Annotated in this window: 19 protein-coding genes, 2 pseudogenes and 1 riboswitch; of the genes and pseudogenes, 15 read left to right on the forward strand and 6 right to left on the reverse strand. The window is 73.0% G+C overall.

Annotation, left to right across the window (positions count from 1 at the left end; genetic code table 11):
• Positions 1-139: 139 nt before the first annotated feature.
• From gatC to gatB, 3 genes are read left to right on the forward strand one after another with little or no spacing between them, the layout of a single operon-like run.
• On the forward strand, positions 140-436 hold the full coding sequence (gene gatC / locus AC0VX0_RS02725) for an Asp-tRNA(Asn)/Glu-tRNA(Gln) amidotransferase subunit GatC (RefSeq protein WP_020625519.1): 297 nt from the start codon (positions 140-142) through the stop codon (positions 434-436).
• An 8-nt stretch (positions 437-444) separates the two neighbouring features.
• Positions 445-2,061: an Asp-tRNA(Asn)/Glu-tRNA(Gln) amidotransferase subunit GatA gene (gene gatA / locus AC0VX0_RS02730; RefSeq protein WP_205781732.1), complete on the forward strand. Its 1,617-nt coding sequence runs from the start codon at positions 445-447 to the stop codon at positions 2,059-2,061.
• A complete protein-coding gene (gatB, locus tag AC0VX0_RS02735; RefSeq protein ID WP_069941780.1) occupies positions 2,058-3,563 on the forward strand; it encodes an Asp-tRNA(Asn)/Glu-tRNA(Gln) amidotransferase subunit GatB in 1,506 nt (501 codons plus the stop codon). Before gatA ends, gatB begins: the two co-directional genes overlap by 4 nt.
• A gap of 15 nt (positions 3,564-3,578) precedes the next feature.
• Here gatB and AC0VX0_RS02740 read toward each other — a convergent pair whose 3' ends face one another.
• Entirely contained in the window at positions 3,579-4,655 is a 1,077-nt protein-coding gene (locus AC0VX0_RS02740) for a phosphotransferase (protein ID WP_129866982.1), read from the reverse strand.
• A gap of 141 nt (positions 4,656-4,796) precedes the next feature.
• Here AC0VX0_RS02740 and AC0VX0_RS02745 point away from each other — a divergent pair, with 141 nt between their 5' ends.
• Positions 4,797-5,693, forward strand: a complete 897-nt coding sequence (locus tag AC0VX0_RS02745; protein WP_136940097.1) for a CPBP family intramembrane glutamic endopeptidase — start codon at positions 4,797-4,799, stop codon at positions 5,691-5,693.
• Between the two features lie 18 nt (positions 5,694-5,711).
• Here the strand turns inward: AC0VX0_RS02745 and AC0VX0_RS02750 are convergent, their stop codons facing one another.
• Positions 5,712-6,350, reverse strand: a complete 639-nt coding sequence (locus tag AC0VX0_RS02750) for a VOC family protein (RefSeq protein ID WP_221844878.1) — start codon at positions 6,348-6,350, stop codon at positions 5,712-5,714.
• A 177-nt stretch (positions 6,351-6,527) separates the two neighbouring features.
• A riboswitch (SAM riboswitch) is annotated at positions 6,528-6,643 on the forward strand.
• Between the two features lie 130 nt (positions 6,644-6,773).
• Here AC0VX0_RS02750 and AC0VX0_RS02755 point away from each other — a divergent pair.
• A complete protein-coding gene (locus tag AC0VX0_RS02755; protein ID WP_144819575.1) occupies positions 6,774-8,141 on the forward strand; it encodes a bifunctional o-acetylhomoserine/o-acetylserine sulfhydrylase in 1,368 nt (455 codons plus the stop codon).
• Entirely contained in the window at positions 8,138-9,268 is a 1,131-nt protein-coding gene (gene metX / locus AC0VX0_RS02760; protein ID WP_221844880.1) for a homoserine O-acetyltransferase MetX, read from the forward strand. The genes AC0VX0_RS02755 and metX overlap by 4 nt, the downstream gene beginning before the upstream one ends.
• A 75-nt stretch (positions 9,269-9,343) precedes the next feature.
• On the opposite strand, the gene AC0VX0_RS02765 is transcribed toward metX, so the two are convergent.
• On the reverse strand, positions 9,344-10,237 hold the full coding sequence (locus AC0VX0_RS02765; RefSeq protein WP_336638565.1) for an SGNH/GDSL hydrolase family protein: 894 nt from the start codon (positions 10,235-10,237) through the stop codon (positions 9,344-9,346).
• A gap of 80 nt (positions 10,238-10,317) precedes the next feature.
• On the opposite strand from AC0VX0_RS02765, the gene AC0VX0_RS02770 reads away from it, so the two are divergent.
• Complete coding sequence (locus AC0VX0_RS02770) at positions 10,318-11,010, forward strand: alpha/beta hydrolase (RefSeq protein ID WP_336647231.1); 693 nt, start codon at positions 10,318-10,320, stop codon at positions 11,008-11,010.
• Between the two features lie 52 nt (positions 11,011-11,062).
• On the opposite strand, the gene AC0VX0_RS02775 is transcribed toward AC0VX0_RS02770, so the two are convergent.
• A complete protein-coding gene (locus tag AC0VX0_RS02775; protein WP_036317588.1) occupies positions 11,063-11,305 on the reverse strand; it encodes an RNA-binding S4 domain-containing protein in 243 nt (80 codons plus the stop codon).
• A 141-nt stretch (positions 11,306-11,446) separates the two neighbouring features.
• Here AC0VX0_RS02775 and AC0VX0_RS02780 point away from each other — a divergent pair, with 141 nt between their 5' ends.
• From AC0VX0_RS02780 to AC0VX0_RS02790, 3 genes are all read left to right on the forward strand, one after another.
• Entirely contained in the window at positions 11,447-12,829 is a 1,383-nt protein-coding gene (locus AC0VX0_RS02780) for a glycine--tRNA ligase (protein WP_070709180.1), read from the forward strand.
• On the forward strand, positions 12,826-13,962 hold the full coding sequence (locus tag AC0VX0_RS02785; protein WP_102708160.1) for a GNAT family N-acetyltransferase: 1,137 nt from the start codon (positions 12,826-12,828) through the stop codon (positions 13,960-13,962). Before AC0VX0_RS02780 ends, AC0VX0_RS02785 begins: the two co-directional genes overlap by 4 nt.
• Before the next feature lie 107 nt (positions 13,963-14,069).
• Positions 14,070-14,594, forward strand: coding sequence for a cation efflux transmembrane domain-containing protein (locus tag AC0VX0_RS02790; RefSeq protein WP_336647233.1), 525 nt, complete (start codon positions 14,070-14,072; stop codon positions 14,592-14,594).
• A 224-nt stretch (positions 14,595-14,818) separates the two neighbouring features.
• Here AC0VX0_RS02790 and AC0VX0_RS02795 read toward each other — a convergent pair.
• Together AC0VX0_RS02795 and AC0VX0_RS02800 are read right to left on the reverse strand one after the other, a co-directional pair.
• Positions 14,819-15,937 (reverse strand): annotated as a pseudogene (locus AC0VX0_RS02795) (MFS transporter); the annotation flags it as partial.
• Positions 15,934-16,710 (reverse strand): LLM class flavin-dependent oxidoreductase, encoded by a 777-nt coding sequence (locus AC0VX0_RS02800; RefSeq protein ID WP_070708918.1) that lies wholly within the window; start codon positions 16,708-16,710, stop codon positions 15,934-15,936. The gene AC0VX0_RS02800 and the pseudogene AC0VX0_RS02795, both read right to left, overlap by 4 nt.
• A 38-nt stretch (positions 16,711-16,748) precedes the next feature.
• On the opposite strand from AC0VX0_RS02800, the gene AC0VX0_RS02805 reads away from it, so the two are divergent.
• The 5 genes and pseudogenes from AC0VX0_RS02805 to AC0VX0_RS02825 form a co-directional block, all read left to right on the forward strand.
• Entirely contained in the window at positions 16,749-18,185 is a 1,437-nt protein-coding gene (locus tag AC0VX0_RS02805) for a recombinase family protein (protein ID WP_070708917.1), read from the forward strand.
• Positions 18,186-18,578: 393 nt separating this feature from the next.
• Entirely contained in the window at positions 18,579-18,827 is a 249-nt protein-coding gene (locus tag AC0VX0_RS02810; protein ID WP_007321353.1) for a hypothetical protein, read from the forward strand.
• Between the two features lie 342 nt (positions 18,828-19,169).
• A complete protein-coding gene (locus tag AC0VX0_RS02815; RefSeq protein WP_170079787.1) occupies positions 19,170-20,591 on the forward strand; it encodes a Rep family protein in 1,422 nt (473 codons plus the stop codon).
• Positions 20,588-21,178 (forward strand): hypothetical protein, encoded by a 591-nt coding sequence (locus AC0VX0_RS02820; protein ID WP_010079211.1) that lies wholly within the window; start codon positions 20,588-20,590, stop codon positions 21,176-21,178. The genes AC0VX0_RS02815 and AC0VX0_RS02820 overlap by 4 nt, the downstream gene beginning before the upstream one ends.
• A pseudogene (locus AC0VX0_RS02825) lies at positions 21,175-21,636 on the forward strand (relaxase/mobilization nuclease domain-containing protein); the annotation flags it as partial. The gene AC0VX0_RS02820 and the pseudogene AC0VX0_RS02825, both read left to right, overlap by 4 nt.
• Positions 21,637-21,892 lie beyond the last annotated feature (256 nt).

The raw sequence follows: 21,892 nt of genomic DNA on the forward strand, positions 1-21,892 counted from the left end.
AGCGCCGCGGTGGGGTGGATCTCCCGCCTCGAAGCGGTGGCGGCGGCCGGGCAGGCCCCGGCACTAGACTCGATTCCGATGTGGCCGCCGCCGCGCCGGCGTCGTCCACCCCGCCCCGACCCGTCACACGAGGAGATCCATGCCTGAGATCACCCGGGATCAGGTGGAGCATCTGGCTCGCCTGGCCCACATCCGGATGACCGACGAGGAGCTGGACACGATGTCCGGCGACCTGGAGAAGATCCTGAAGCACGTCTCCGCGGTCCAGGCCGCCGCGGGCGACGACGTGACGCCGACGTCCCACCCCATCGCGTTGGAGAACGTGTTCCGCGAGGACGTGCCGGCCGGCATGCTCACGCAGGAGGAGGCCCTCGACCAGGCGCCGGACTCCGAGGACGGCCAGTTCAAGGTCCCCGCCATCCTGGACGGAGAGTGATCACCCCCATGACCGAGACGTTCGACGTGAACGCGACCCTCGGCGCCCACGAGCTCGTCCGGCTCACCGCGCTGCAGATGGCCGAGCGCCTGCGCGCCGGCACCACCACGTCCGTGGAGCTCGTCCAGGCCCACCTGGACCGCATCGCGGCCCACGACGGCGACGTGCGCGCCGACGCCGACGGCGACCGCGGCGTGCGCGCCTACCTCCACGTGAACACGGACGAGGCCCTCGCCGTCGCCGCCGAGGTGGACGCGATCCGCGCCGCCGGCGGCCCCGAGGCCGACGCCCTGCACCCGCTGGCCGGCGTGCCCGTGGCCGTGAAGGACAACATCGTCACCCGCGGGCAGCCGACCACGGCCGCCTCCCGCATGCTCGAGGGCTGGCTCAGCCCGTACGACGCCACGGTGGTGGCCCGCCTCCGCGAGGCCCGCCTGCCGATCCTCGGCAAGACCAACCTCGACGAGTTCGCGATGGGCGGCTCCACCGAGCACTCCGCGTTCGGCATCACCCGCAACCCGTGGGACGGGGACCGCGTGCCCGGCGGCTCGGGCGGCGGGTCGGCGGCCGCCGTCGCCGCCTTCCTGGCCCCCTTCGCCCTCGGCTCGGACACCGGCGGCTCCGTCCGTGAGCCCGCCGCGTTCACCGGCACGGTCGGCGTGAAGCCCACCTACGGCGCCGTCTCCCGCTACGGCCTGATCGCGATGGCCTCCTCACTGGACCAGATCGGCCCCGCCGCCCGCACCGTGGCCGACGCCGCGGCGCTGCAGCAGGTCATCGGCGGCCCCGACCCGCAGGACTCCACGTCCCTGGCCGACGCGCCGGCGGACCTGACCGCCGCTGCCCGCGGCCGCGACCTGGCGGGGCTGCGCGTCGGCGTCGTGACGGACCTGCCGGCGGAGGCGTTCCACCCGGGCATCCGAGCCGGCTTCGACGAGCACGTCGCGGCCCTGCGGGAGGCCGGCGCGGAGATCGTGGAGGTCTCCTGCCCGAGCTTCGACGCCGCCCTCGGCGCGTACTACCTGATCATGCCCTCGGAGGCCTCCTCCAACCTGGCCCGCTTCGACGGCGTCCGCTACGGCCACCGCGTGGTGCCCGACGGCGGCGGCACGATCGAGCAGGTCATGGGCGCCACCCGCGCCGCCGGCTTCGGCGCCGAGGTCAAGCGCCGCATCATCCTGGGCACCTACGCGCTCTCCGCCGGCTACTACGACGCCTACTACGGCTCCGCGCAGAAGGTCCGCACGCTCGTGCAGCAGGACTTCGCCCGCGCCTTCGAGCGGGTGGACGTCCTCCTCACGCCCACCGCGCCGACCCCGGCGTTCGAGCTGGGCGCCAAGACGGACGACCCGATGACCATGTACGTCAACGACCTGGCCACCATCCCGGCCAACCTCGCCGGCGTCCCGGGCATGTCCGTGCCGGGCGGCGTCGTCGACGGGCTGCCCTACGGCCTGCAGCTGATGGCGCCCGCGCGCGAGGACGCCCGCCTGTACGAGGCCGGCGCCGCGCTCGAACGCCTCGTGGCCGAGCGCCGGGGCGGGCCGGTGTGGGCCGAGGCCCCCGAGCTGGAGAAGGGCGCGCAGCGCGCCACCACCGCGACCACGGCAGGAGGCCGGGCATGAGCCACGCAGAACAGACCATGGACTTCGCGGAGGCGATGGAGCGCTTCGACCCGGTGCTGGGCTTCGAGGTGCACGTGGAGCTGAACACCGCCACGAAGATCTTCTCCTCGGCGCCCAACGCGTTCGGCGACGAGCCGAACACCAACGTGACCCCGCTCGACCTCGGCCTGCCGGGCACCCTGCCGGTGCTCAACCGCGAGGTCGTGGAGTACGCGATCCGCCTGGGCGTGGCCCTGGACGCGCAGGTGGCCGAGACCTGCCGGTTCGCGCGGAAGAACTACTTCTACCCGGACACGCCGAAGAACTTCCAGACCTCCCAGTACGACGAGCCGATCGTCTTCGACGGCCACCTGGACGTCGAGCTGGAGGACGGCGAGGTCTTCCGCGTGGAGATCGAGCGCGCGCACCTCGAGGACGACGCCGGCAAGCTCACCCACGTGGGCGGCTCCGGACGGATCCAGGGTGCCTCCGCGTCCCTCGTCGACTACAACCGTGCGGGCGTGCCGCTCATCGAGATCGTCACCAAGCCGATCGTCGGCGCCGGCGCGCGGGCCCCCGAGCTGGCCCGCGCCTACGTCACCGCGATCCGGGACATCGTGCAGGCCATCGACATCTCCGACGCGCGGATGGAGCGCGGCAACGTCCGCTGCGACGCGAACGTCTCGCTGATGCCCAAGGGCGCCACCGAGTTCGGCACCCGCACCGAGACGAAGAACGTGAACTCCACGCGCGCCGTGCAGCACGCGGTCACCCACGAGATCCAGCGCCAGGCCGCGGTGCTCGCCGCGGGCGGCACCGTGACGCAGGAGACCCGCCACTGGCACGAGGACACCCGCAGCACCACCTCGGGCCGCCCGAAGTCGGACGCGGACGACTACCGGTACTTCCCCGAGCCGGACCTCGTGCCCGTGCACGTGGACGCCGCGTGGGTCGAGCGCGTGCGCGCGGCCCTGCCCGAGCTGCCGGCCGTGCGGAACAAGCGGCTCAAGGCCGAGTGGGGCTTCTCGGACGAGGAGTTCCGCGACGTCGTCAACGCCGGCGTCCTGGACGAGATCGTCGCGACCGTGGAGGCCGGCGCCTCCGCGGCGGCCGCGCGCAAGTGGTGGATGGGCGAGATCGCCCGCCTGGCGAACGTCCGCGAGGTCGCCGTCGCCGAGCTGGGGATCACCCCGGCGCACGTGGTGGAGATCGAGGAGCTGATCGCCGCGAAGACGATCAACGACAAGATCGCCAAGCAGGTGCTCGGCCTGGTGGCCGACGGCGAGGGCGCCCCGAAGGAGGTCGTCACGGCGAAGGGCCTGGCCGTGGTGTCCGACGACGGCGCGCTCACGGAGGCCGTCGACGCCGCGATCGCCGCCAACCCGGACGTGGCCGAGAAGATCAAGGGCGGCAAGATGGCGGCCGTCGGCGCCCTGATCGGCCCGGTCATGAAGGCCACCCGCGGGCAGGCCGACGCCGGCCGCGTCCGCGAGATCGTCCTGGAGCGCCTGGGCGTGTCCTGACGACCGCGCGGGCCCTCAGTCGTCCAGGGCGGCGAGGGTCCGCGCCACGCGGGGCAGGGTCTTGCGCAGCAGGCGCCGCCAGGACCCCGCGGCCAGCCCGCCGACGATCGCGTCCCGGGCCGCCGCGTCGTCGAGCGTCTCCAGGGCCATCGCCCCGAGCCACACGCGGGCCCGGCGCGCCTCGGCCGCGTCCCGGGCCAGGTCGGGGACCTTCTCCTCGCCGTGCCACAGCGCCAGGTAGGCGACGTTGAGGGCGGGGTCCCATGCGCACGCGAAGTCCCAGTCCAGCACCCCGGCCAGCGCCCAGCGCAGCGGGGCGCGCGGGTCCTCGTCCTCGGGCACGGCACGCCAGCGCATGTTGTGCCCGGCCAGGTCGCCGTGCACGAGCGACGGCGGCACGGGCGGCGCGGCGGTCCACGTCGTCACCGTGTCCGCGAGGGCGGCCACCGCGTCCGGCCACGCCTCGGCGCCCAGCCGCGCGTCGACGTCGTGCCCCTCCCATGCGCCCAGGCGCGCGGCGACCGTCCCCGGCAGCGCCGCGACGTGCCGGGCGCGCTCCGGCGTCCACGGGCCGCGGAAGGCGAACGGGCGGCCGAGGTGCGGGGCGATCCGCGGGTCGGTGACGTCCACGGCGGCGAGGTCGTCGAGGACGCCGCGCAGCACGGCCGGATCGCCCTCGTGCGGCGGGTGCGGTCCGCCCGGGAGGAAGCGCTGCAGCACCGCGGCGCCCGGGCCCGCGGGGACGGGGTCCGAGAGGGCGACCGGCACGGTCCACGGCACGCGGCGCTCGGCCAGGGCCGCGGCGAGCCCGTCGAGGAGGGCCAGGCGCCGGGGCAGGTGCGCTGCGGGGTCCCGCTCGGGCGCCCACCGCGCGGCGGGGGCGGCGCCGACCTCGTGGGCCCGCGTCATCCGGAGGACGCCGACGTCCTCGAGCACGAGCACGCGGTGGAACTGCCCGCCCTCCTCCACGGACGCCGCGGCCCAGTCGGCTGTGCGGAGCCGGCGGGCGAGAGCGGGGTCGAGGCCGGGGCGGAGGTGCTGCAGGGCGCGGTGGACCAGCTCGAGCTCGCTGGGGGCAGGCGGGGAGACCACACGACCACGCTAACCCTCCCTCCTCCCTCCCGGACTTTCGAACGTGACATCGGGGGGATGGGGACTTTCGAACGGGAGACAGGCCCTCCCTCACGTTCGAAAGCGCCCGGGGGAGAGGGGGGCGGGCGGATACTGGGGGGCATGCCCGCCACCCCGCGCACGTCCCGCACCCCGGCCGGCCCGGCCGTCCGACCCGCCCCCGCGCTGCCCGCCCCGTCCGCGCGCACGGTGCGGTGGGAGATCGCGATCGTCCTCGGCCTCTCCCTGGGGAAGTCGGCGGTCTATGCGATCGTCCAGCTCATCGACAAGGCCACCCAGGCCCCGCTCGGCGAGCAGACCACCGTCCTCAACCCGGCCCTGGCCGACCGCTGGGCCTTCGACCTGACCTATCAGCTGCTCGGCATCGGGTTCGCGCTCGTGCCGGTGGCCCTCGTGCTGCACCTGATGCACCTGCGCGGCCGGAACCCGTTCCGGGTGCTCGGCCTCGACCTGCGCCGCCCCGGCCGCGACTTGGCCTGGGGCCTGGGCCTGTTCGCGGCCATCGGGCTGGGCACGCTCGGCGTCTACGCCGCCGGCCGGGCCCTGGGGATCACGACGGCGATCGTCGGCTCGGCGCTCGGGGAGAGCTGGTACCAGGTGCCGGTCCTGCTGCTCTCCGCGCTGCGGCACGGACTGCTGGAGGAGGTCATCGTGGGCGCCTGGCTCGTCGACCGCCTCGGGTATCTGCAGCGGCTGCGCGCCGCGGGCCTGGCACGCGATCCGGCGCCGGCCGTGCCGTCGTCGTGGGCGAGCGCCGAGGGGCTGTTCCTGCCGACCCGCGTGGCCGTCGTCGTGCTCGCCCTCGCGCTGCTGCGCGGGGCGTACCACCTGTACCAGGGGATCGGGCCGGGCGTGGGCAACGCCCTGATGGGCGTGGTGTTCGCGCTCGTGTTCCTGCGGGTGCGCCGGGTGATGCCGCTGGTCATCGCGCACACGCTGCTGGACGCCGTCGGGTTCGTCGGCTACCCACTGCTGGCGCGGGCGGGGCTGCTCGGCTGAGCGGCCCCGCCCCCGCGCTCAGAGCGTGATCTCACCCTTCGGGGTGCGGAAGGTGACCGAGACGATGCCCGGGGTGCCGGAGGGCGCGACGTACTCGATGTTCACGTCATGGACCTGGCCGTCCTCGTCCTCGCCGCCCAGCCACTCGGCGAGGCGCTCGGGGGAGCCGGCGATGTTCAGGTGCTCGATGGTGGCCTGCGGCTCGGCCGCCTGCGAGGGGTGCATGTCCTCCTGACCGTCGGCCCAGCGCAGGATGTACGGCAGCTGCGGGTCCGCGAGGGTGCCCTTGATGCCGATCTGCCGCCAGGACAGCTCGCGGCCGTCCGGGAAGCGACGGTTGCCGGGGACGGCCTCGCGGCCGAGGCGGCGCTCGAACCGGCCGATGTCCGGGGTGGCCACGGCCCAGCTCATCCAGCCCCCGCCCTGCTCGGTGCGGGCGCGCACGAGCTGGCCGAACGGCGCGCTGAGGGAGGCCGGGTGGTCCAGGGCCTCGACGACCTCCAGATACTGCCCCTCCGTCATGGGAAACAGTGCGTTCTGGGTGCCGAAACGTGGGTGGACACCGCCCTTGATCCGCTCGATGCCCAGCGTCTCGGCGATGCGGGCGACCGTGGCGTCCAGGCCCTCGGGGCCGGCGGCGTAGGACACGTGGTCCATGCGACAGGTGTGCACTGCGCTGTTCCTCTCCGTTCCCGGGCTGCCCCGGGGGTTGACCTGGTGCGAGTCGGGGGGCGTCGAGCCCTTGACGGGTCGGGCGCCCCGTGCGGAGAGCGTATCCGCGTGTGACACGCGTGACGAAATCGTGGCGGGGCGGCGGGCTACACTCGGAGGCACGGTCACGAGAGTCAGCAACAGGCCCCGGCATGCTGACCGGCAACCCTCCTTCCGCGGTGGGGTGCCCCGGGTGACGACCAGGCCGGCCCCACAACGGATGCCGGCAAGCGCGGGCCGATCCCACGGCCCCTCTCGACGGCGCCGGGTCATCTCCGGCACCTCGACGACGCCGGTCCCCGGATCGGCACGTCGGCCGGCGGGCGGGGCGGCCGGGTCCGGCCCCTGAACCCTTCAGGAGGGTCCGCCATGACCGACCAGACCACCCCGACCCCCGACGCCTGGGGCTTCTCCACCGCGCAGGTCCACGCGGGCGTCGCCGTCGGCCAGCACGCCTTCGGTGCGACCGCCCTGCCGATCTTCCAGACCACCTCGTACGACTTCCCGTCCGCCCAGGTGGCCGCGGACCGGTTCGCACTCAAGGACCTCGACCCGCTCTACACCCGCATCGGCAACCCGACGCAGGGCCCGGTGGAGGAGAAGATCGCCGCGCTCGAGGGCGGCGTGGGCGCGCTGCTGCTGGCCTCCGGTCAGGCGGCGACCACGTTCGCGATCCTCAACGTCGCCGGCGCCGGCGACCACGTGGTCGCCTCGGCCAGCCTCTACGGCGGCACGCAGAACCTGTTCAAGCACACCCTCGCCAAGGTCGGCGTCGAGACGACGTTCGTGACCGACCCGGACGACCTCGAGTCCTGGCGCGCCGCCGTCCGGCCGAACACCAAGGCGTTCTTCGGCGAGACCCTCGGCAACCCGCGCGGCGACGTCCTGGACGTGCGCGCCGTCGCCGACGCCGCCCACGAGGCCGGCGTGCCGCTGATCGTGGACAACACGCTGGCCACCCCGTACCTGCTGCGGCCGATCGAACACGGCGCCGACGTCGTCACCCACTCCGCCACGAAGTACCTCGGCGGGCACGCCGCGGCCATCGCGGGCGTGATCGTCGACGCCGGCACGTTCGACTACGCGCAGCACGCCGAGCGGTACCCCGGCTTCAACGAGCCGGACGAGTCCTACCACGGCCTCGTCTACGCGCGGGACCTCGGGGTGGGCTCGCCGCTCGGCGCCAACCTGGCCTTCATCCTCAAGGCGCGCGTGCAGCTGCTGCGCGACTACGGCTCGGCCATCTCCCCGTTCAACGCGTTCCTGGTGAACCTCGGCCTGGAGACCCTGTCCCTGCGCATGGAGCGGCAGGTGGCCAACGCGGCCGCGGTGGCGCGCTGGCTGGAGGGCCGCGACGACGTCGAGCACGTGGTCTACGCCGGCCTGGAGTCCAGCCCGTGGCACGAGCGGGCCCAGCGCTACCTGCCGAAGGGCGCGGGCGCGTTCGTCTCCTTCGAGATCGCGGGCGGCCGCGAGGCCGGGGCCGCGTTCGTGGACGGGCTCACCCTGCACCACCACGTGGCCAACATCGGCGACGTCCGCTCGCTCGTGGTGCACCCGGCCTCGACCACCCACTCCCAGCTCACCGACGACGAGCAGCGCGCCGCCGGCGTCACCCCCGGCCTGGTGCGGCTCTCGCTCGGCGTGGAGGACATCGAGGACATCCTCGCCGACCTCGAGCGCGGCTTCGCGGCCGCCGCTCGCCGCGGCGACGACGACGCGGGGGAGCGGGCATGACCGCCGTTGCCACGCGTCCGTCGCGCACCGCGCTGCCCCGCGGCGGCCGCCACGGCCTGCGGGTCGGCGAGCTGCACACCGAGACCGGCGGGCTGCTGCCCGACGTCGAGCTGGCCTACGAGACCTGGGGCACCCTCGCCGCCGACGGCTCCAACGCCGTGCTCGTGCTGCACGCCCTCACCGGTGACGCGCACGTGGCCGCGCACGAGGAGGACCCGACGCCGGGCTGGTGGGACGCCCTCGTCGGCCCGGGCCGCGCCGTGGACACGGACCGGTGGTTCGTGGTCGCCCCCGCCATGATCGGCGGCTGCCACGGCTCCACCGGGCCCTCGACGCCGGCCCCCGACGGGCGGCCCTGGGGCTCCCGGTTCCCGTTCCTCACGCTGCGGGACGCGGTCGAGGCCGAGCGGCGCCTGGCCGACCACCTCGGGATCGGCGCCTGGCGCGCCGTGATCGGCGGATCGATGGGCGGGGCCCGCGCCCTCGAGTGGGCCGCGACCCACCCCGCGCGCGTCGCCGGAGTGGGTGTGCTGGCCGCCACCGCGGCCTCCTCCGCCGACCAGATCGCGTGGGGCCAGGCGCAGACCGCGGCCATCCGCCTCGACCCGGACTTCCAGGGCGGCGACTACTACCCCGGCCCCGGCCCCGTGGCCGGCCTGGGCATCGCCCGGCGCATCGCCCACACCACCTACCGCACGGCGGGCGAGCTCGGCCAGCGGTTCGGCCGGGAACCGCAGGGCGTCGAGGACCCGTTCGGCGCCGTCGTCGGGGTGCCGGGCGGGCGCGGGCGCTACGCCGTGGAGTCCTACCTGGACCACCAGGCGGCCAAGCTCACCGACCGGTTCGACGCGAACTCCTACCTCGTGGTCACCGAGGCCCTCATGGGCCACGACGTCGGGCGCGGGCGCGGCGGCGTGGCGGCGGCGCTCGCGGACTACCGGGGCCGGGCGTTCGTGGCCGCCGTCGACTCGGACCGGCTCTACCTGCCGGCCGAGTCCGAGGCGCTCGCGGCGGCGCTGCCCGCGCGGCCGCCGGTGCACACGATCGCCTCGCCCATCGGCCACGACGGCTTCCTCACCGAATACGGCCAGGTGGCCGACACGCTCAAGCGCACCCTCGCCCTCTGAACTTTCGTTCGGGAAACGGCGGCGTGTCGCGGCACTGTCGTTCGGGAAACGGCCACCGGTCCCCGCCGGCCGGGCTCAGGGCTCGACGATGTCCAGCGGCTCGGTGTGGTCCGAGCCCTGCGGCATCGGCGCGCCGAAGAGCGGCTCGGGGACGGGGCGCTTGGCCGTGACGCCGTCGCCGGAGGAGACGCCGCGGAGGCGGCGGACCACCCACGGCGCCAGATGCGTGCGCACCCATGCGGCGTCCGACGCGCGGGCCGCGCGCCACGTGCGCGGCGCCGGCGGGGAGAGGCGCAGGTGCTCGAGGCCGTGCTCCACGCCGAGGGTGTCCAGCACCATCGCGGCGATCGTGTGGTGGCCGAGCGCAGAGAAGTGCAGGCGGTCCTCGGCCCACATCTCCCGCCGGGCGAGGTCCTTGAGCGACCACATGTCCGGCACCAGCGCGTCGTGCCGCAGCGCGATGGTGCGCACGTTCTCGTTGTAGATCGCCACGGTGCCGCGGATGCGGCCGATGACGGGCGTGCCCTTCACGTCGGTCGCGTTGAACAGCAGCACGGTGGCGCCGTCGGAGGCCAGACGCTCGACGACGGCGTCCAACCGGACCGCGATCTCGTCCGGGTCCGCGCCGCGCAGGATGTCGTTGCCGCCCGCGCAGACGCTGATGAGGTCCGGCCGCAGGGCGAGCGCCGGCTCCACCTGGTCCTCGGCGATCTGGTCCAGCAGCTTCCCGCGGACCGCCAGGTTGGCGTAGGCCAGGTCCTCACCGGGCGGCGTCAGGCGGGCGAGCTCCCCCGCCAGGCGGTCGGCCCAGCCGCGGTGGTAGCCGGGGCGGTCCGGGTCCGGGTCGCCGATGCCCTCGGAGAACGAGTCCCCGATGGCCACGTACCGGCGCCAGGGATGGGCGGCGGGGTCGTCGACCGGGGTCGCGTCGGAGGCGTGCGGAGGCTGAGAGGAGGATGGGTTACCCACGAGTAGGATTCTGCCCGCGTCGCGCGGGAGGGGTCAACCTCCGGGAGGGGTCGACCTCGCCGCTCGCTAGGCTGGCGGGCGTGAACGCGAACCCCACCCCCGCCGTCGAGCCCGTCGTCCGCTGGTCCCGCCCCGAGGGCGAGCGCACCGAGGACCTGCTGATCGTCCTGCACGGCTACGGCGCGAACGAGGACGACCTGTTCGGCCTCGTCCCGCACCTGCCCGAGCACGTCACGGTGGCCGCCGTGCGCGCGCCCCTGCCCCTGCAGCCGGGCTCCCACGCCTGGTTCCCGCTCTCCCAGGACCCGGTCACGGGGGAGCTGGGCTCCACCGCCGAGCCGGTCCGCGAGGCCGTCGAGACCCTGCACGCCTGGGTGCAGGCCGTGCGCGGGGACTTCCGCACCGTCTCCCTGCTCGGCTTCTCGCAGGGCATGGCGATGGCCACGTCGCTGCTGCGCCTGGACCCGGAGGCCTACGCGTGCACCGTGGCGCTGTCCGGCTTCGTGGTGGACCCGGAGCTCGCCGAGCCGCGGCTGCGCGAGCTGTTCACCCGCGACGACGACGTCGCCCGCGTCCGACCGAAGGTCTTCTGGGGCCGCGGCCAGGAGGACCCGATCATCTCCGAGCCCCGGGTCGAGGAGACCCATGCCTGGCTGAACGCCCACGTGGACCTCATGAAGATCGTCTACGCCGGGCTCGGCCACGCGATCAACGAGCAGGAGCTGGGCCACGTGAAGGAGTACCTCGCCCACATGGTGCCGCCCCGCGGCTGACGCACCGGGCCTGCTCGACGACGGCGCCGCGGCCGCCCGCCGCGGCGTCGGCTCAGGCCTGTCCGGCCTGGACGACGAACGCCTCGCCGGCGAACTCGACGACGTCCCCGTCGTGCAGCTGGGCGCCGCGGCGCGTCTCCACCGCGCCGTTGACGGTGACGAGCCCGTCGGTGACGACGTCGCGGGCCATGGCCCCGTCCTCCACGAGGGAGGCGAGCTTGAGCGCCTGGCCGAGGCGGATGGACTCGTCACGGATGGGCAGGGGCTGGGCGTCGGGTGCGTTCGTCTCGGTCATGGTGTCCATCATGGCCGGTAGGCTGGACGGGATCGACCGGCGCGCCGCGCCGGAACGGGCCCGCCGCGTCGAAGGCGGCCGGGTGCCGTCGTCGTCGTGATCCCCTCCCGCCCCGCCGATGAGTACGGAAGTGATGCCCCCATGGCTGCCAAGTCCCCGCTGGACAACGTCATCAACCTCGCCAAGCGCCGAGGCTTCGTGTTCCAGGCCGGTGAGATCTACGGCGGTTCGCGCTCCGCGTGGGACTACGGGCCCCTGGGTGTGGAGCTGAAGGAGAACATCAAGGCCGAGTGGTGGAAGACCTTCGTGCGCTCCCGTGAGGACATGGTGGGCCTGGACTCCTCCATCATCCTGCCGCGCGCGGTGTGGGAGGCCTCCGGCCACGTCGAGACCTTCACCGACCCGCTCGTCGAGTGCACCCAGTGCCACAGGCGGCACCGCCAGGACCACCTGCTCGAGGGGTTCGAGGCCAAGAAGGGCCGGCCGGCCGAGGGCATGGCCGAGATCGTGTGCCCGGACTGCGGAACCAAGGGCGCCTGGACCGAGCCGCAGCTGTTCTCGGGCCTGGTCAAGACCTACCTCGGCCCCGTGGACAACGAGGAGGGCCTGCACTACATGCGCCCGGAGACGGCGCAGGGCATCTTCGTGAACTTCCTCAACGTGCTGGGCGCGGCCCGGAAGAAGCCGCCGTTCGGCATCGGCCAGATCGGCAAGGCGTTCCGCAACGAGATCACCCCGGGCAACTTCATCTTCCGCACCCGCGAGTTCGAGCAGATGGAGATCGAGTACTTCGTGCCGCCGGCCGAGGCGGGCCAGCACTTCGACCGCTGGGTCGAGGACTGCTGGGACTGGTTCATCGACCTCGGCATCGATCCGGCGCACCTGCGGAAGTTCGACGTCCCCGCGGACGAGCGGGCCCACTACTCGGACGCCACGATCGACCTCGAATACGACTTCGGGTTCACCGGCGGCGACGGCTGGGGCGAGCTGATGGGCATCGCGAACCGCACCGACTACGACCTCGGCCGGCACACCGAGCACTCGGGCACCAAGATGCAGTACTTCGACCAGGCCAACAACGAGCACTACACCCCGTACGTGATCGAGCCGTCCTTCGGCCTGACCCGCGCCATGATGGCGTTCCTCGTGGACGCCTACGCCGAGGACGAGGCCCCGAACGCCAAGGGCGGCGTGGACGTGCGCACCGTGCTCAAGCTGGACCCGCGCCTGGCCCCGGTCAAGGCCGCCGTGCTCCCGCTGTCGAAGAAGCCCGAGCTGCAGCCGGCCACCCAGTCCCTCGCGGCGGAGCTGCGCACCCTCTGGAACATCGAGACGGACGACTCCGGCGCGATCGGCCGTCGCTACCGCCGCCAGGACGAGATCGGCACCCCGTTCTGCATCACCGTGGACTTCGACACCCTCGAGGACCAGGCCGTGACCATCCGCGAGCGGGACACCATGGCCCAGGAGCGCGTGGCGCTGTCCCAGGTGAAGTCCTACCTGCTGGAGCGCCTGGTCAAGTGAGCGGGGACGTGACGGGAGCGGCCGGGGCCGCGGGGCACGACGACGGCGGCGCGCTGTTCGACTCCGCCGCGGTCGTCGGCGGGGAGATCGTGCTGCGTCCCTGGCGGCCCGGGGACGACCTGGCCCTGCTCGAGGTGTGGGGTGACCCGGCCAACGCGCAGCAGCACCAGGACCGGGCGATGCTCGCCGAGGACGCGGAACGGCCCTGGCGCCGCGCGCTCGTGGCCGAGGCCGCCGGCGTGCCGGTGGCCGCCGGCGTCGTCTACGCCTCGTCCGTGCACCCGCGGCGGCTGTGGCTGTACGTCGAGACCGCAGCCGCCGAGCGGCGCCGGGGCATCGGCCGGGCGCTCGTGGCGGCCCTGCGGGGGCTCGCCGCGGAGGCGCATGCCGCCGGCACCATCCCGACGACGGCCCTGAAGGCCCGGTTCGCCAAGGACGCCCTGGTGCCCGGCGTGAGCGGTGCCGACCCGCAGACCGACGCCGAGGGCCCGGCCGGCCAGCCGCCCGTGGACACGGAGGCCGTGCGGTCCCAGACCGCCGCACTGGCCGCCGGCACCGAGGCGTTCCTCGTGGCCGAGGGCTTCACCCCCGTGCAGCGCTCCCGCCGCGTCGCGATCGCCCCGGGGGCCATCGGCCTGCCGGACGTGCGCGGCGAGGAGCACCCGGACGGCGTGGTCCTCGAGGAGGCCTCGACCGGCTCCGTCGAGCTGACCCAGGCGGTCACCGCGTTCTATGACGCCGTGCACGCCTGGGACCCGTCCACCCTGAGCGTCGGGGCCGCCCAGCAGCTGCTGCTGGGCCCGGCCACCGGGGCCGCGGGCGCCGTCGTGCTCCGCGACGCGCCGAAGGCCGAGGGCGGGCGCATCCGCGCGTTCGCGGTCTCCTACACCCCGGAGCGCCAGGACGCGCCGGCCGACGTGCTCGTGGGCTGGGACCCGGAGCTGGGGCAGGAGGACGCGCTGCAGGCCGTGGCCGACCTGCTCGCCCTGCTCGTGGCCCAGTACCCCGTGCAGCTCGAGGTGGACGAGGCGATGGCCCCGCTGGAACGGATCGTGGACGGGCTCATCGGCGGCAACGCCGCGCGGACCCTGGTGGACACGTACGTGTTCGTGGACGACACGACGGGCGCGTGAACCAGGCAGCCGAAGCGGACCGCCGGCGCACCCGCGCCCTGCGGGGCACCGTCCTGGCGGTGGCCCTGCTCAACGGCGCCTACCTGGTGGTCGAGATCATTCTGGCGGTGGGGATCGGCTCGGTGGCCCTCGTGGCGGACTCCGTCGACTTCTTCGAGGACTTCGCCGTCAACCTGCTGATCTTCGTGGCGCTCGGGTGGACGGCGGCCCGGCAGGCGGTCATCGGCAAGGTCATGGCCGGGATCATCGTGCTCCCGGCCGTGGCGGCGCTCGTCATGGCGGCCACGAAGATCGGCGACCCCGAGCCGCCGGCCGCGGGCGTGCTGCTGGGGGTGGCCGTCGGCTCGATCCTCGTGAACCTCGTGTGCGTGGCCCTGCTGGCCCGCGTCCGCACCGACGGCGGCTCCCTCACCCGGGCGGCGTGGCTCGCGGCGCGCAACGACCTCGTGGCCGGTGCCGTGCTGATCGCCCTGTCCGGGATCACGGTCCTGACGGCGTCGGGCTGGGCAGACATCATCGTGGGCGTGCTGCTGGTGCTGCTCAACGGCTCCGCCGCCAAGGAGATCTGGGAGGCTGCGACCGAAGAGCACCTGGCGGCCCAGGCCCTCGCCGGCGAGGTCGACGACGACTGAGCGGTTCCTACGGTTCCTACGGGGCGGCGGGCAGCCGGGCGGCCAACACCGCCCCGACGGCGGCCAGGCCCAGGAACACCGTCAGCGCCGGTGCCAGACCGACGGCGCCGGCCAGTGCCCCGACCGCCGGCCAGTGCCCCGACCGCCGGGCTGAGCCCGACCCCGGCCAGCCGCATGCACCAGCTCGTCACCGCCAGCCCGGTCTGCGGCCGGAGCCCGGGCGCCTCGTCGCCGAGCGCATAGGCCACGGGCACCACCGCGGCGCAGCCCAGCCCCGCCAGCGCCAGCCCCGCGAACGCGGCGGGCACGGCCACCGGCCCCGGCAGCGGCGCCAGAGCCAGCCCCAGCCCCACGACGACGGCGCCCAGCCCCGCCGTCAGCGCCCCGCGGCGGCCCAGGGCGGCGAGGGTGCGGTCGCCCGCGAGGCGTCCGACGAACTGCGCGCCCAGCAGCGTCGACGCGCCGAGCACCGCCGCGGCCGGGTCCAGGCCGCGCTCGGTGATCAGGAACAGGGTGGCCCACGCGTTGCCGAACTCCTCCACGCCGAAGCCGGCCATCCCGATCACCACGGCGGGGAGGAGCGCGGCCACGGCGGCGCGGCGGGGCAGGGCCGGGGCGGGCGGTGCGGACGTCTCCGACGGCGCGGGTGACTGATCCGCGGCGCCGCGGGCGGACGCCGAGTCCACGGGAGCCTCCGCCAGGAACAGGCGCCGGACCCCCAGCAGCACCGCGACGCACACGGCGCCGTTGAGCCCCAGGTGCAGGGCCGCGGGGCCGCCCACGGTGATGACCGCTGCACCGAACCCGGCACCGGCGGCCGCTCCGAGGCTCCAGCCGGCGTGCATGGTCGTGAGCACGGGCCGGGCCAGCCGGGTCTGCACCTGCAGGCCCTGCGCGTTCTGGGCGGTGTCCACGACGGCGTCGAGCACGCCCGATGCCAGGACGAGGCCCGCGAAGACCCACAGCGGCCAGGCCGCGGCCGTGCCCGCACCGTGCCCGGCCCCCGCGCCCGCCCCGGCGATGTCGAGGACGAGACCGGCCGCCGTCGTGAGCAGGGCGATGGCCACGCTGCCGGCGAGCATGACGCGGCGGGCGCCGAACCGGCGCAGGATCGGCGCGGGCAGGGGCCCGGCGAGCGTGCCGCCCACGGCGAGTGCGATGACGAGCAGGCCGAAGACGGCCGGGTCCAGGCCGAACGCGGGCTTGGCCTCCGGGTAGTGCGGGATGAGCGCGCCGAGCAGGGCGCCGTTCGTCGCGAAGGCGGCGGTGACGGCCCAGCGCGCGCGACGGGCCTGGGCGACGCCGTCGTCGGCGGCCGGGAGGTGCGGCGGGGCCTCGCTCATGCATCCCAGCCGAGCAGGCGCCAGACCTCCGCCCAGCCGGCGAAGATCTTCGCGTTGTACTCGACCCCGAGCTGGTTGGGGTTGGCGAACAGGACCCAGTCGGCGGCGGCGACGGCGTCGTCGGCGGCGAGCTTCTCCGCGACCTCCTCGGCGGACCCGGCGTAGGTCGGGCCGGAGCGGGCGGCGCCGCCCTCGAGCATGCCGGAGGAGTCGCGCGAGGCCCGCTCCCGGCCGAAGTACAGCTCGTCCTCCCGGTCCTGGATGACGAACGCGGAGCGCGTGACCGCCGTGCGGCCCGGACCGGCGTGGCCGGCCGCGGCGAAGGCCTCCCGGTAGCGGGCGATCTGGTCGGCCTGCTGGACGTGGAAGGGGCGGCCGTCGTCCTGCAGGAGCAGGGTGGAGGAGAGCATGTTGTAGCCGTCCGCGGCGGCGCCGGCCACCGAGCCCACGGAGCCCGACCCCCACCAGATCCGGTCCGCGAGCCCGGGGGAGTGCGGCTCGATCCGCAGCGGCTCCGAGCTGTGCGCCCAGCCGGAGGTGAGGTCCGGCGTCGCGATGCCCTCACCGCGCACGGCCGAGAGGAACCGGCGTCCGCGCTCGCGGGTCACGTCGGCCCAGGTCTGCCCCTCGGCGAGGGCGTAGCCGAACTGCGCCTGGCCGTCGAGGGCGGCCTCGGGTGAGCCGCGGGAGACGCCGAGCTCGAGCCGGCCGCCGGAGAGGAGGTCCGTGGTGGCGGCGGCCTCGGCCATGTACAGGGGGTTCTCATAGCGCATGTCGGGGTTGCAACACTCGTCCACGTAAGCTTGGTTGCATGGTCGAACTGGTAGCGCTGAGGAAGACGAACGAGGTGGCGGCCTACGTCCGCGCCTCCATGGACCGCAAAGGCGACCGCTGGACGGTCGATACACAACTGAGGAAGATCAGGGCATTGGCCGAGGCCAAGGACTGGAACGTGGTCGAGGTCTACGAGGACAACGCGGTGTCGGCGACGAAGAAGCGTCGAGCTGGCACCCGCTGGGCCGAGATGTTGGACGACGCCCGAGCAGGTCGATTCTCGATGGTCGTCGCCGTGGACATGGACCGACTGCTGCGGAGCACGAAGGACCTCAACACGCTGATCGACCTCGGCCTGCGCGTCGTCACAGTGGACGGCGAGATCGACCTCTCGACGGCCGACGGAGAGTTCCGAGCGACGATGCTCGCCGCTCTCGCCCGGTTCGAGGCTCGACGCAAGGCGGAGCGGCAGATCAGGTCGAACGAGCGCCGCCGCGCCGAAGGCATCCCGGCGTCCACCTGGAAGGCGTTCGGTTGGACGAGGGAGGGCGAGCTGATCGAGGAGGAGGCCGCCGCAGTTCGGCGGGCCTTCGATGCGTTCCTCGGTGAGCCGTCGCTGTCGATCCGTCGCATCCGGGAGGACTTGAACAGCGCTGGCCACCTCACCGCCCGCGGGTCGGAGTTCTCCGTCGATGCTGTGCGGTATCTGCTGGCGAACTCGCTCTACGCTGGCTTCATCCGCCACTACAAGACCGGCGAGCTGTACCCGGTGCAGGGCGAGGCGTTCCCGCCCATCGTCGGCGAGCAGACGTGGCGGGCCGCGGTGGCGAAGCTGGAGGACAACGTGCGGAGGTCGGCGAGGCAGGGCAATCAGCCGAAGTACCTCCTGTCCACGATCGGCCTCTGTGGGAAGTGCGGCGCGACGCTCGTCTCGGGGACGAACAGCCGCAAGCAGCCGACGTACCGTTGTGGCGAGCAGTTCCATCTCACCCGCCAGCGCGAGCCCGTCGATGCGATGGTCACCGAGGCGGTGCTCACGCGCCTGTCGTCCGTGGACGTGCACGACCTCGTGATGCCGCAGGAAGCCGCCGGGCCGGATCGCGAGGAACTGCTGACCGAACGGAACGCCCTGGTCGAGCGGGTGAAGGAGCTGAGCCCGCTGCTGCGCGACATCCATCAGCCGGTCCTGGAGATCACGGCGGCGATCAACGACGTGAAGGCTCGCATCGACGAGATCGACGCGGAGCTGCTCGACCGCTCGGTGTCGGTGGCGGCGAAGCTGCTGGCGGAGGTCGATGAGCCGGTCGGCACCGCGGAGCGCCGCGAGGTTGTCGAGTCGAAGTGGAAGGCGTTGGACATGGACCGTCGCCGGATGCTCGTGGACGAGCTGGTGACGGTGACCATCGAGCCCATCATGCCGGGTCACGTGAAGTTCGACCCCGATCTCGTGCGGATCGAGCCGAGACGCGACTGACTCATGACTCGACTCGTCATTGCACTGGTGAGTCGAGTCATGGAAGAATGGTTGCAGACAAGAAGATCCCACCGGGGCCGCGACTTAGAAGCGCGGGGTTCTGCTCCCGGATGAGTAGCCGGTCAAACAGCCCAATTACCGTGGCGGGGAACCGGAAGATACTCATGTTCGAGGACTTCCGATGTCTGTCGTTATCGACGTTCCCCGCGCATCCGCGCTCGTCCGCCCTGGCCTCGATCAGGGCTCCGCTCCTTCTCCGTAGGCAGACGGCCACGATCCCGTCATCGCCGCCGCCCGCGCCGCTGGCCGCCGAGCCGGTGAGCGCCTGGCACTCACTCCGCTGACCCCGCGCCAGCGCGCCGCCGTTGCCTCTGTGATGGGCGGTGGTCGCTGATGAGCGCGAACTCCGCCGCCTTCGATCACTTGACCGGCTTCCGCTGGCGTCAGGGCGACCCGTCCCTCGCCGACGCCGAGGCCCAGCTCTACGACCTCGGCGTGCTCCGCTCTGTGCTGGAGGAGGCCGTCGAGATCGCCGTCGCCGACGCCCGAGCCGATGGGGTGACCTGGGCCAGGATCGGCGACGCCCTCGGCGTCACGCATCAGGCTGTCATCAAGCGCTACGGCCGGGGCGGTGGTCGCTGATGTACGCCGACGCACGCAACCTCAGCACCGCTCCCACCAACCTGACCCCGCCCGGAGGGCCTGGCCTGGCACCCGCCGAAGGCGGGCTGCCCGTCGTCGTGATGGCTGCCCGTAGCCGTGCTTCGCACTCTAAGAGTTACGAGACCCCCATTCGTTCCTACGGGCGCGGCAAGGGCTTGTCGATTGCCGCGCCTTGCAACAACATGCCTGGTCAGCGGCCTGTTCCGCCCTCGCTCCGTCGCGTGGTCCCGCGGGATCATATGGGGTCTCATTTGGGGGTCAATAGGGGGTCATTTAGGCGCCGCACTCCCTCTGAGGCCCTCCGCGCCGCCCGCGGCGGGGGTGGTCGCCGTGGCTAAGCAGGAGAACAACCCGACGAGCATCGGGCTCACGCAGTACCTCGATCCGTCGTACTGGGCCTGGGCTGCCGAGGACCCGAACGGGGCCGCGCTGCTCCAGCAGGGTGCCGAGGCGATCCTCGCCTACGTGGTGCAGCGGCTCGAGGCCACCGGCTGCCAGGTCGTCGAGGCCTACGGCATCGTGCACGACAGGGACGAGCGCGAGGTCTGGAGTGACACGGAGAAGGCCCTGGTGGTCGAACCGAAGCCCGAGCACCTGCACGCCGTGATCAAGTTCGCCAGCCGTGCGAAGAGTGCGCCGCTGGATCGGCTCGCGTTCGGCATCGGCGTCGAGCCCCAGTACGTCGAGAAGCCTGGCCGCGGGCGGTACGCCTTCGACAACATGCTGTCGTATCTGACGCACGTGAAGTACGCGGACAAGCACCAGTACGCGCCTTCGGAGGTCGCCACGGTGCGTGGGCCTGACTACCTCGGGATCGACGCCCAGCGCCGGGAGACGTGGCTGAAGGGCCGCGCCCACGTGAAGAAGAAGATCGTCGCCGAGAACTTCGAGGACATGCGGGAGCGCGTTCTCCAAGGTGAGATCACGCGGGATCAGATCATGCTCACGGACGAGCTGTTCGATATCTACTCGCGGCATCAGCGGGAGATCGACGACGCGCTGTCGGCCTACGGCCAGCGTCGCGCATACCGGGCGGCGGCGAAGCTGCGCGCCGGTGAGTTCTCGACGCACGTGGTGTTCGTCCATGGGGATGCCGGGATCGGCAAGACCCGGTTCGCCACGGACTTCATTACCGAGGCGATCAACGCGGCGAACGCGCACGGCGAGCGGTGGCAGGTCTACCGGGCCGCGACGGGGAACCCGCTTGATGACTGGCGGGGCGAGGAAGTGCTGCTGCTGGACGATCTGCGGGCCTCGGCGATGGATGCGAACGACTGGCTGCTGCTGCTCGATCCGTACAACGCCTCGCCTGCGAAGGCCCGCTACAAGAACAAGGGCGAGGTCGCCCCGCGCCTCATCGTCATCACGGCGACGATCGAGCCCGTCGAGTTCTTCTACTACGCCCGCCAGAAGGGCAACGTGGACGAGGCGCTGGACCAGTTCATCCGCCGGCTGGCCTCGGTCGTGAAGGTCTATCGTGCCGACGACATCAATCGTTACCTCGTGCAGCACATCGGGAAGATCGAGCCCTACGAGTGGCACCAGTGCAGCGTTCCGACCGCCGCGCACACGCCCGGTATGTACGGCAACGCGTACCACCAGAACGTCGGGTCGCGGGAACTGACCTACGGCCCGGAGACCTCGGCCGAACATGATGCGGAGGGCGCGGTTGCTGAGCTGCTGGGTGGGCTCGCGGTGCGGAGCCCTGACGTGCCGCTGGCGCTGATCGGAGGTGCCGCATGAGCACCGAACGCGATGCGCTCTTCCAGGGGGTCGAGGGGGCCGGAGGCCCCTCGCAAGCAGCCGGGGAGGACATGAGCGCCAGCGAAACGTCCGACACGGCTACTGCTTGCCACTCTGGCGTACAGGTGGAGCAGCAGACCGACTCCCAGGTGAACACCGGTCGGGCTGATGCGGAGGCTGTGCGCCAGAGTCACGGCGGCGCGAAGCGTCGTCGTGGGGGCGGCGGGAGGCTCGACACCCGCTTCGATGACGCCACGCTCGCGGCGCTTCGCACTCGTGCGAAGCGGCTCGGGCTGGCTCCGAGCACGTGGGTGCGGACCGTCGTGCGCGATGCCCTGCACGCCTCTCGGAGCGAGGAGCTGGATGCCGCCGTGGCCGCGCAGCTGCTCGGGGTCGAGGAGCGCGTGCAGGCGTCTGCTGATGCTCGGGAGCTGGCCGCCCAGGTGCGCCCGCTCGCGATCAACGTCAACGACCTGGACCGCCGTGCTCGCGCGGGTGAGCCGGTGGCGCTGTCGGCGGAGGTGCCCGAGCTGATCGAGCTGCTGCACGAGGTCCGCGCGCTGCTCGGGGATCGGGCGGCCTCATGAGCACGACGCATTACAGTCCGAGCGCCAACGCCGCCGACACCGAGCGCTACATCCGGGGCAAGGAGGACGAGCGCGGCGTCGCGATCACGGGCGACGTGCCGGGAGGCCCCGGCGCGTTCTCGGCGCGCGCCCGCGCGCTCACCCAGAACACGAAGCGTGACGTCGAGGCGCTGCACTACAGGCAGTCGTTCAGCGACGACGAGTTCGACCCAAAGAATCCTGAGGACGTGCAGCGGGTGAACGATCTGGGTTACCAGCTCGCGAAGAAGATGCACCCCAACGCGGACTGCCTCGTGGTGAGCCATGTGGACGGACGCGGGAAGAAGCCGCACAACCACATCTTGGTCATCAACCACAGCAATCGGACGGGGAAGGCGCTCTCGGACTATCGCACGTTCCACGACCGCAAGGCCGGGAACCAGCGGGGCGTTCAGTCAGCGAACGACGAGCTCATGCGCGAGCACGGTCTCTCGGTCGTGAAGCGTCTGGAGCACGCGCCGAAGGACTGGGAGCTGCGCCGCGAAGACTTCGCCGAGGGCGGGTTCGACCGCGAGATGGGCGACCGGATGAGCGCCGCCCTGGCTGATCCCCGTGCGGTGGACAAGGCCGGTCTCGAAGCGGTGATCGAGGAGCAGAACCAGCAGCTCGGCGATGACGGGGAGCGGGTGCCGCGGATGCGGTTGCACAGCCCCGTCAGCAAGAAGGGCAAGCGCG

This window comes from Micrococcus sp. iso_26 (assembly GCF_056172975.1).